This window comes from Micromonospora sp. NPDC048170 (assembly GCF_040652795.1).
Classification (GTDB): Bacteria; Actinomycetota; Actinomycetes; order Mycobacteriales; family Micromonosporaceae; genus Micromonospora.
The window spans coordinates 39318-48010 of record NZ_JBEZMR010000040.1 but is presented as its reverse complement, the minus strand read 5'-3'; the positions used below and the strand labels follow the sequence as shown (position 1 = coordinate 48010).

Genomic DNA, 8693 nt, shown 5'->3' with positions numbered 1-8693 from the left:
CCGGCCCGGCGGCCGGCGTCGAGCCCGGCGTCCCGGCAGGCCGCGTCGGCGGCCTCGGCGATCTCGTCGGCGAGATCGCCGGTGTCGGGCAGCGTGGCGGCGGCGTCGACCCGGCGGGGCGTCGTGTCGAAGCGGTCCACCGGTCGGAACGCCGGGGCGCCGGCGAGCACGCCGGCGAGCTGCGCGTCGGGTCCCCGGCCGAGCGCGCTGGTCGCGTGGACGCCGGTGAGCTGGACGGCGGCCCGCTCAGCCATCGGCGACGGCGGTGCTCAGGGCGCCCCGGAAGACCACCAGGGCGTCGTCGACGGTACGGATCCCGGCGAGCTGGTCGTCGGTCAGGTCGAGCCGCCGGTCATGGCGCTGTTCGACGAGGTGCACCAGCCAGGCCAGTTCCATGGAGCCGATCCGGTCGCCGACCTCGGCCGCCGGTTTCCCGGCCAGGTCGGCGAGCATGGTCACCAGGTCGGCCCGTCCCAGGTCGGGCTGACCGGCCATCAGGAGTTGTCGCTCGTCGCCCCGGCGACCCGGTCGGCGACCATCGTGGTGAACTCGCCGACCGTCATCAGGGCCAGCTTCTCGGACTCGTCGTCGGCGAACTTCACGCCGTAGCGGTCCTCCACCCGTACGGCGAGGTCGGCGAGGGCCAACGACTCCAGGTCCACCCCGGACGGGCCGAGCGTGGTGTCGTCGTCGAGGCCCTCGACGTCGTAGTTCATGTCCTCGAGCTGCTCGACGACGAAGGCGCGGATCTCGGGTCGCATGGTTAACCTCTTTCCGTGAGCCAGTTACGGGTGCCCGGTCGGGACACCGCGTACGTGTGGATCGGTCGGGGAGTCGGCGGTCGGCCGGCCCCGGCCGGGCGGCTGCTGCGGCGGGCGGGTGCCACGCTGCTCGGCCGCGCGGAGGCGGAGATCGTGGTGGAGCACGGCCGCGACGGGCGTCCGCTGGTCGCGGTGTCCGGCGCGGGCGGTCGGGTCGAGCTTCCGGTCAGCGTCAGCCGGTGCGGCCCGGTGGTGGTGGTCGCCGCCCGTGCGGGTGGCCCGGTGGGGGTCGACGTGGAGCGGTGCCGCCCGCTGCCGGCGCTGGCGCTGGCCCGCCGGTGGTACGCCCCGGCCGAGGCGGCCTGGCTGGCCGGGCGCCCGGCCGACGGGCAGGCGGTGGACTTCCTGCGGTTGTGGACGGCGAAGGAGGCCGTGGGCAAGGCCCTGGGGGTGGGGTTGCGCGACGGCGGCCTGTGCCGGCGGATGCCCGTTCCCGACGACCCCGGCGGGTTGCTGCGGCCGGTGCCCGGTGTCGCGCGGCTGCGTGTGGGGCATCCGTGCGTGGCCGGGGGCCTGGTCCTGGCGGTCGCGGTCGTCGCCGACCCGCCGCCGGTCGGCCTGGTCGTGGTCGAGGTGGACGGAGCCGTCGGGCCGGTGCGGGGCAGCGGTCACGTCGACGCCGTCCGCAACGCGTCGACCGAGCGGACCAGCTTGCCGGTGGTGGTGCGGGGCAACTGATCCACCAGGCGCAGGGTGCGGGGGCGCTTGTAGCCGGCCAGCCGCTCGGCGAGCAGCTTGTCGAGCACCTCCTCCGACAGCGGCCCGTCCGGCTGCACGTAGGCGGTGATGCCGCCGTCGAAGACGACCACGGCGGCGGCGACGCCGGGCAGCTCGGCGACGGTCGCCTCCACCTCGGTCAGGTCGACCTTCAGGCCGCCGACGGAGACCTGCGAGTCGAGCCGCCCGCGGACGGTGACCAGGCCGGTGTCCGCGTCGACGGTGCCGGCGTCGCGGGTGTGCAGCCAGCCGTCGGCCCAGCGGGTGGGGTCGCTCAGCCCGACGTACGGCGACGCGGGGCAGTTCACCCACAGCTCTCCGTCGACCTCGCGGACCTCGATGCCGGGCGCCGGGGCGATCGACGGGCGGTGCCTGCCGTACAGGTCGGTGCCGATGACGCCGACCTCGGTCATCCCGTACATGTTGCCGAGCGGCACGCCGTACCGGTCGGTGAAGGCGCGGGCGACGGCGTCCGGCACCAGTTCGCCGCCGGTGGTCATCCGCTTGAACTGCGGCAGCGGCCCGGCGGGGCGGGTGGAGGCGAGCAGTCCGATGTGGAACGGCACGCCGAGGACGGTGGCCGGTGAGTCGCCGGCGGCGATCGCGGCCAGCACGGCGTCGCCGGCGAGCCGCTCCGGCGGCACCAGCTCGACCCCGGTGTGCAGGCCGTGGAGCAGGCCGCCGACCAGGCCGAGCACGTGCACCGTCGAGGGCAGCAGGATGATCCGCTCGCCGGGCAGCGCCACCCCGTCGATGCGGGTGTAGCGGTGCAGCTCGGCGACCAGGTCGTCCACCGTACGACCGATCACCTTGGACGGTCCGGTGGAGCCGGAGCTGAGCTGGATCACCGCGTGCCCGCTGACCGCCGGGCGGTCGGCGTACGCGGTGACGCCCTCGGTGACGTCGACGAAGATCCGCAGGCCGCCGCCACCGGTGCGGACCGGGGCCACGACCACCTGCGGGGTGAGCCGCGCGAGCGCCCGGTCGACCTCGTGGTCGGTGAGCCGGTGGTCGAGCAGGATTGCCTGCGCCCCGGTGCGCCAGACGGCCAGCAGGTTCACCACGTACGCCAGCGAGGGCGGCATCCGCAGTGCGGCGGCGCCCCCGGGCCGCAGTCCGGCAGCGTCGAGGCGGGTCTGCGCAGCGGCCACGAGCCGGCGTAGGGCGCCCCGGTCGATCGGTTCGGGCAGTCGGAGACAAATATCGGCCGGACGGCCTCCGAGCAGGATTTCGTCAACCCAACCCGGGTCTGTTGCCGCAGGATTTCCCGTCGTCACTACCGTTCACCGCCCAGCCTCAAACAGGGCGCAATCGCCCATAAGGTGTGCCTGTCGGGGTGCTGCGGGGAACCTTACGACGCCATCCGTACGCATAGCTAGATGCGAATGGCTAGATCAGAAAGGGCGGCCGGCCGGATTGCCCGCAGCCGGTTCGGCGGGCAGGATCGGGCACGTACGTGGGCTGACGGTAACTGCCGGATGACCCATCGTGCGTACGGCGCGAGACGTCCGCCGGACGGCCGATGGTGCTCTTCGGCGGAGAGTGCGGGGAGGCGAGCAGTGGTCGGGGCGACGGCGGGGCGGGTGGCGACCGGTGTCAGGCCGGGGACGCTGCCGAGGTCTGGGCGTGGATGAGGAAACGAAGCGACCGGGCGTCGGTGAAGCACTCCCGCATCGGCCGCACCAGGTCCCGGTGCTCCGGGCTGCGTTCCCACGTCTCGAAGTCGGTCAGGCTCGCCCACTCGCTGGTGATCAGCCACTGCTCCGGGTCGGCCGACGAGCGGCAGACCTGGTCGACGAGGTGCCCCGGCACACCCCCGGCCACCAGGTGCCGGACCGACTCGTACGCGGCCAGGAACGCCTCCGTGCGCTCGTACGGCACGCGCACGAGGAACACCACCCGCGCCCGTTGCCCGCCCGTGTCGCTCATGTCGTCACTCCCCTCGACGGCGCGGCCCCGCGCAGGACCAGCGCGCTGTTGAAACCGTCGAAGCCGCGGGCGCAGACCAGCGCCAGCCGGCTGCGCGGTCGCCGGTGCTCCCGCAGGAAGCCCAGCTCGCAGCCCTCGGCCACGTCGTCCGGCCCGGCGGAGGCGGGCAGCGTGTCGTGCCCGAAGGCGAGCAGCGCCGTGGCCACGTCCAACGCCGAGCCGCCCTGGTGCGCGCGGCCGGTCAGCGGCTTCTGGGTGGTCACCGGGGGCGGCCGGTCGCCGAAGACGGCACGCAGCGCCACGGCCTCGCTGCGGTCGTAGCGGGGCACGCCGAGCGCGTCGGGCAGCACCACGTCGACCGTCTCCGCCCCGACGCCGGCCCGGTCCAGGGCCAGCCGCATCGCGCGGGCGTACTGGACGGGGTCGCCGGCGGTGTCGGCTCCGGTGTGGACGGCGTCGTGGGTGGCGCCCCAGCCGGCCACCTCGCCGTACACGCGGGCACCCCGCGACAGCGCGTGCCCCAACTCCTCCACCACGAAGACCGCGCCGCCCTCGGCGGGCAGGTAGCCGCTGGCGGCGGCGTCGAACGGCCGGTAGGCCCGCTCCGGGTCGGCGGAGTCGCTGAGCAGGCCGGAGCGCAGCTGGCAGGCCAGGGCGTACGGGCTCAACGGGCACTCCGTCGCCCCGGCGATCACCACCGGCGTGCCCCGCCGCACCGCCCGCGCGGCGTGCGCCAGGCTGTCCAGTCCACCGGCGGTCTCGGCGACCAGCACCCCGCACGGCCCCTTGAACTGGTGGTGGATGGAGAGCTGCCCGACGCTGGCCGCGTAGAACCAGGCGATCGACTGGTACGCGCCGACCGTGCGCGACGGCCCGCCCCAGAGCCGTTGCAGCTCCCGCTGCCCGAACAGGTTCCCGCCGGAGGAACTGGCCAGGGCCACGGCGTACCCGTACGGGTCGGGGGCCCGTTCGGGCAGGCCGGCGTCGGCCAGCGCCAGCCGGGTGGCGGCGAAGCCGAGATGCGTCCACCGGTCGGTCTGCACCAACCGGCGGTTGTCGGCGTACGCGGCGGCGTCGAAGCCGGTCACCTCCCCGCCGTACCGGGTGGGGTAGCCGGCGGGGTCGAACAGGGTGATCGGCCCGGTGCGGCGGGTGCCGGCGAGCACGGTACGCCAGTGCGCGTCCACGCCGATCCCGCTGGGCGCGACGACGCCGATGCCGGTCACCACGGCCCGCGCGGTCACGGCGACACCCGCCCGGACAGCCGGCGGAACACCAGGGCCGACTGGAAACCGCCGAACCCGCTGCCCACCGAGAGCGCCACGTCGACCGGCAGCTCCCGCGCCTCGTTCGGAACGTAGTCCAGGTCGCACTCCGGGTCCCGGGTGCTCCAGTTGGCCGTCGGCGGCACCACGCCGAACTCCACCGCCAGCGCGCACGCGGCCATCTCGATCGAGCCGATCGCGCCGAGCGAGTGCCCGACCATCGACTTGATCGAGCTGATCGGCACCCCGTACGCGGCCTGACCGAGGGCCCGCTTGAACGCCGCGGTCTCGTGCCGGTCGTTCTGCCGGGTGCCCGAGCCGTGGGCGCTGATGTAGGAGACCTGTTCGGGGGCGATCCGGCCCTGTTTCAGCGCGGCCGAGATGGCCAGCCCCATCTCCAGCCCGTCGGGCCGCAGCCCCGTCATGTGGTAGCCGTTGCTGCGGCTGGCGTAGCCGGCCACCTCGCAGTAGACGTGGGCGGCGCGTCGTCGGGCGTGCCCGGCCTCCTCCAGCACCAGCACCGCCGCCCCCTCGGCGAGCACGAAGCCGTGCCGGTCGGCGTCGAACGGGCGGGAGGCGTGCGCCGGATCGTTGTTGTCCGGGCTGGTCGCCTTGATCGCGTCGAAGGAGGCGACGGTGACCGGGGAGATCGGCGAGTCGGCGGCCCCGGCCAGCACGATGTCGGCCTCGCCGTCGGCGATGAGCTGGTGGGCGTACCCGATCGCGTCGATGCCGGAGGTGCAGCCGGTGGAGACCACCTGCGCGGGGCCGTGCAGCCCGTGCCGGCACGCCACGTCGGCGGCGAGGCTGCTGGGCACGAGCGCCTGATAGAGGTACGGGCCACCGCGCGCGGCGTCGACCAGCCAGCGGCTGCCGGTGTCGCTGACCGTGACGTACTCCTGTTCCAGGGCCGTGGTGCCGCCGACGGCGGTGCCGAGCACCACCCCGGTCCGGTCCCGGTCGGCGTCGGTGAGCTCCAGTCCCGCGTCGGCGACCGCCTCGGCGGCGCAGGCGAGGGCGAACTGCACGTACCGGTCGGCGCGGCGCAGTTCGGCCCCGGTGAGGCCGGCGGCCACCGGATCGAAGTCGCACTCCGCGGCGATCTGCGACCGGAACGGCGACGGGTCGAAGAGGCTGATCCGCCGGGTCGCCGTCCGCCCCTCGGTGATCGTCTTCCAGAACCGGTCCCGGCTGGCGCCGCCGGGGGCGACCACCCCGACGCCGGTCACCACCGTGCGGCGCCCGGTCACGGCGCCACCTCGGTTCGCGACCGCAGGGCTCGCCGCCATGGCTCACTCCTCGCGCTCACGACGCCACCTCAGTTCGCGACTGCGGGGCTCGCAACCCCGGCTCACTCCTCACGCTCACGACGCCACCTCAGTTCGCGACTGCGGGGCTCGCAACCCCGGCTCACTCCTCACGCTCACGACGCGCCTCGCTGTTCGACCAGCTCGGTGTCGACGTGGCCGAGTTCGGGCCGGGGCGCCAGCGGCCCGAGGTGGAAGACCACCTCGGCCGGCTCATCGCCGGTGTTGCGCAGCCGGTGCCGGACGTTGCGCGGCACGAACAGCGCCTGTCCGGCCTCCAGCGGCACCGGCTCGTCGTCCAGGTCGACGGTGATCGCGCCCCGGGCCAGGTAGAGAAACTCCTCGCTGTACGGGTGGTAGTGCTCGGCGATCCGCTCCCCCGGGCGCAGCGTCGCCACCCCCATGAAGCCCGACGTGCTGCCGACGGTCTTCGGGCCGAGCAGCACCCGCAGCTCCCCGCCACGGCGGCCGTCCGGCGCGACGTCGACTGCCGCGACCCGCCGCAGGGTGTCCTCACTCATCGCCGGCCCCCGTCGAGGAGTCGGCGCCGGCCTGGATCCGGGCACCGTCGGCACCGGCGAGGCGCTCGATCTTCTCCCTGATGACGGCGAGCTGCACCGCGCTGTTGGCGTTGATCCGGTCGGTCATGCCGGCGTTGTCCACCGGTGCGGTCGGCTTCATCGCGAAGTCCTGCACCCAGGTCATCCGGGTGCCGCCGGGTTCCTCCGTGTAGCGCCAGTGGATGCGCATGTGGTCGAACGGCCCGGTCTCCACGCGATGGGCGCGGACCTGCCGGGTGACCGGATCGGCGGTGCGTTCGCTGACCCAGCTCCACGCCACCCCGTTCTCGTCGGGGTGCATGGTGAGCCGGAACCGCACGGTGTCGCCGTCGCGGTGCAGGATCTCCGCGCGGGCGTACTCGGTGAACAGCTCCGGCCAGTTGGCGACGTCGTTGGTGACGTCCCAGACCAGCGGCAGCGGCGCGGCGATGAGGACGCTGTTCTCGGTGTGCCCGGGCGGGTCGGCGCGGCGGGCGACCAGCTCGGCCACGCCGTCGATGCTGAGTTGCCCGGCCTGCTCGGGGATCTGCACCTGCCAGCGGTCGGCGACCACGGCGGAGAGTTCGAGCAGCGCCAGCGAGTCCATGCCGAGTTCCTCCAGGGACGCGGCCGGGGCGCGGGCGGCGGCCTCGGCGTCCAGCCCGCAGTTGGCCACCAGGATGTCGGTGATCTCGGCGGTCAGCGGACGGCCATGGGTGACGGTCATCAGTGCCTCCTGTGGTGTGCGTGGGGCGGGCCGGCGAGCAACTGGTCGACCAGGCCGGTGGAGTAGCGGCCCTTGCGGAAGCCGGCGTCGTCGAGCACCCGCCGGACGAACGGGATGGTGGTGCGGACCCCGGGGCCGGCGATGTCGAACTCGTCGAGGGCGCGTTCCAGCCGGTTGAGCGCGAGCTCCCGGTCCGGCGCCCAGACCGCCACCTTGGCCAGCAGGGAGTCGTAGTGCGGGCCGAACAGGTAGCCGGCGTGGCCGTGCGTGTCGACCCGGGTGAACGGGCCGCCGGGCGGGACGAAACGGTCCAGCCGGCCGGGCGTCGGCGCGAAGCCGCGGTCGGGGTCCTCCACGTTGACCCGGCACTCGATGGCGACCCCGTGCGGCCGGACGTCCTCCTGTCGCCAGCGCAGCGGCACCCCGGCGGCGATGTGCAGCTGTTCGTGCACCAGGTCGATCCCGGTGACCATCTCGGTGACGGGATGCTCGACCTGGATCCGGCAGTTGATTTCCAGGAAGTGGAACCGTTCGTCGGGGTCGACGAGGAACTCCATGGTGCCGGCACCGGTGAAGCCGGCGTGCAGGGCGCCGCGCAGCGCGCACTCCGCGATGGCCTCCAGGGTGGCCGCCGACAGGGCCGGGGCCGGCGCCTCCTCGACGAGCTTCTGGTGTCGGCGCTGCACCGAGCAGTCCCGGGTCCCCAGGTGCACGCCGTTGCCGTGGGAGTCGCACAGCAGTTGCACCTCGACGTGCCGGGCTCCGGTGAGGAACCGCTCGACGTACACCCGGTCGTCGCCGAAGGCGGCCTGGGCGGCGGCCCGGGTCCGCGCGTAGGCCCGGGGCAGCTCCGCCGGGGTGGCGACGACCGTCATGCCCCGGCCCCCGCCGCCCGCCGCGGCCTTGACGATCACCGGGTAGCCCACCTCGGCGGCCACCTCGGCGGCCGCGGCGGCGGAGGGCACCGGCGCGACGCTGCCCGGCGGCAGGGGCAGCCCGGCCCGGCTCATCAGCGCCCGCGCGGAGGACTTGTCGGCCAGCACGGCCATCACCTCCGGCGGCGGGCCGACGAAAATGAGGCCGTTGTCGGCGCAGATCTCGGCGAAGTCGGCGTCCTCGGAGAGGAACCCGTAGCCGGGGTGCACCGCCTGCGCGCCCACCTGCCGGGCGGCCTCCACGATCGCTGCGGCGTTGAGGTAGCTGCGCCGGCTGGCCGGCGGTCCGATCCGCACGGCCTGGTCGGCCAGGCGCACGGCGGCCGAGTCGGCGTCCGCGGTGGAGTAGACCACCGCCGTACGCACCCCCAGCTCGCGGCAGGCGCGCAGCACCCGCAGGGCGATCTCTCCCCGGTTGGCGATCAGCACCTTCTCGAACATCGCGTCCCGCCC

10 protein-coding genes and 1 pseudogene are annotated in these 8693 nt (G+C 74.4%); 1 reads left to right on the top strand and 10 read right to left on the bottom strand.

Annotation, left to right across the window (positions count from 1 at the left end; translation table 11 throughout):
- From AB0D32_RS30100 to AB0D32_RS30090, 3 genes and pseudogenes are all read right to left on the bottom strand, one after another.
- Positions 1-254, bottom strand: a pseudogene (locus tag AB0D32_RS30100) (beta-ketoacyl-[acyl-carrier-protein] synthase family protein); the annotation flags it as partial.
- Positions 247-495, bottom strand: coding sequence for an acyl carrier protein (locus AB0D32_RS30095; protein WP_357097453.1), 249 nt, complete (start codon positions 493-495; stop codon positions 247-249). The gene AB0D32_RS30095 and the pseudogene AB0D32_RS30100, both read right to left, overlap by 8 nt.
- Positions 495-761 (bottom strand): acyl carrier protein, encoded by a 267-nt coding sequence (locus AB0D32_RS30090; RefSeq protein ID WP_357097451.1) that lies wholly within the window; start codon positions 759-761, stop codon positions 495-497. Before AB0D32_RS30090 ends, AB0D32_RS30095 begins: the two co-directional genes overlap by 1 nt.
- A gap of 15 nt (positions 762-776) precedes the next feature.
- Here AB0D32_RS30090 and AB0D32_RS30085 point away from each other — a divergent pair, with 15 nt between their 5' ends.
- A complete protein-coding gene (locus AB0D32_RS30085; protein ID WP_357097449.1) occupies positions 777-1499 on the top strand; it encodes a 4'-phosphopantetheinyl transferase superfamily protein in 723 nt (240 codons plus the stop codon).
- Here AB0D32_RS30085 and AB0D32_RS30080 read toward each other — a convergent pair.
- The 7 genes from AB0D32_RS30080 to AB0D32_RS30050 form a co-directional block, all read right to left on the bottom strand.
- Complete coding sequence (locus AB0D32_RS30080) at positions 1430-2815, bottom strand: class I adenylate-forming enzyme family protein (RefSeq protein ID WP_357097447.1); 1386 nt, start codon at positions 2813-2815, stop codon at positions 1430-1432. The genes AB0D32_RS30085 and AB0D32_RS30080 overlap by 70 nt on opposite strands.
- Before the next feature lie 319 nt (positions 2816-3134).
- The gene (locus AB0D32_RS30075) at positions 3135-3467 is read right to left on the bottom strand and encodes an antibiotic biosynthesis monooxygenase family protein (protein WP_357097445.1); all 333 of its coding nucleotides are present in this window, start codon (positions 3465-3467) and stop codon (positions 3135-3137) included.
- Positions 3464-4711, bottom strand: coding sequence for a beta-ketoacyl synthase N-terminal-like domain-containing protein (locus AB0D32_RS30070; RefSeq protein WP_357097443.1), 1248 nt, complete (start codon positions 4709-4711; stop codon positions 3464-3466). Before AB0D32_RS30070 ends, AB0D32_RS30075 begins: the two co-directional genes overlap by 4 nt.
- Positions 4708-5982, bottom strand: coding sequence for a beta-ketoacyl-[acyl-carrier-protein] synthase family protein (locus AB0D32_RS30065; RefSeq protein WP_357097441.1), 1275 nt, complete (start codon positions 5980-5982; stop codon positions 4708-4710). The genes AB0D32_RS30070 and AB0D32_RS30065 overlap by 4 nt, the downstream gene beginning before the upstream one ends.
- Positions 5983-6155: 173 nt before the next feature.
- A complete protein-coding gene (locus AB0D32_RS30060) occupies positions 6156-6560 on the bottom strand; it encodes a cupin domain-containing protein (protein WP_357097439.1) in 405 nt (134 codons plus the stop codon).
- Positions 6553-7305 carry an SRPBCC family protein gene (locus AB0D32_RS30055; RefSeq protein WP_357097437.1) on the bottom strand — a complete coding sequence of 251 codons (753 nt, stop codon included), beginning with the start codon at positions 7303-7305 and terminating at the stop codon, positions 6553-6555. The genes AB0D32_RS30060 and AB0D32_RS30055 overlap by 8 nt, the downstream gene beginning before the upstream one ends.
- A complete protein-coding gene (locus AB0D32_RS30050) occupies positions 7305-8681 on the bottom strand; it encodes an acetyl-CoA carboxylase biotin carboxylase subunit (protein ID WP_357097435.1) in 1377 nt (458 codons plus the stop codon). The genes AB0D32_RS30055 and AB0D32_RS30050 overlap by 1 nt, the downstream gene beginning before the upstream one ends.
- Positions 8682-8693 lie beyond the last annotated feature (12 nt).

Excerpts from the sequence above, each read along its gene's own strand:
- AB0D32_RS30095 (WP_357097453.1), bottom strand. The coding sequence starts at position 495 with ATGGCCGGTCAGCCCGACCTGGGACGGGCCGACCTGGTGACCATGCTC.
- AB0D32_RS30090 (WP_357097451.1), bottom strand. The coding sequence starts at position 761 with ATGCGACCCGAGATCCGCGCCTTCGTCGTCGAGCAGCTCGAGGACATG.
- AB0D32_RS30075 (WP_357097445.1), bottom strand. The coding sequence starts at position 3,467 with ATGAGCGACACGGGCGGGCAACGGGCGCGGGTGGTGTTCCTCGTGCGC.
- AB0D32_RS30060 (WP_357097439.1), bottom strand. The coding sequence starts at position 6,560 with ATGAGTGAGGACACCCTGCGGCGGGTCGCGGCAGTCGACGTCGCGCCG.
- AB0D32_RS30055 (WP_357097437.1), bottom strand. The coding sequence starts at position 7,305 with ATGACCGTCACCCATGGCCGTCCGCTGACCGCCGAGATCACCGACATC.
- AB0D32_RS30050 (WP_357097435.1), bottom strand. The coding sequence starts at position 8,681 with ATGTTCGAGAAGGTGCTGATCGCCAACCGGGGAGAGATCGCCCTGCGG.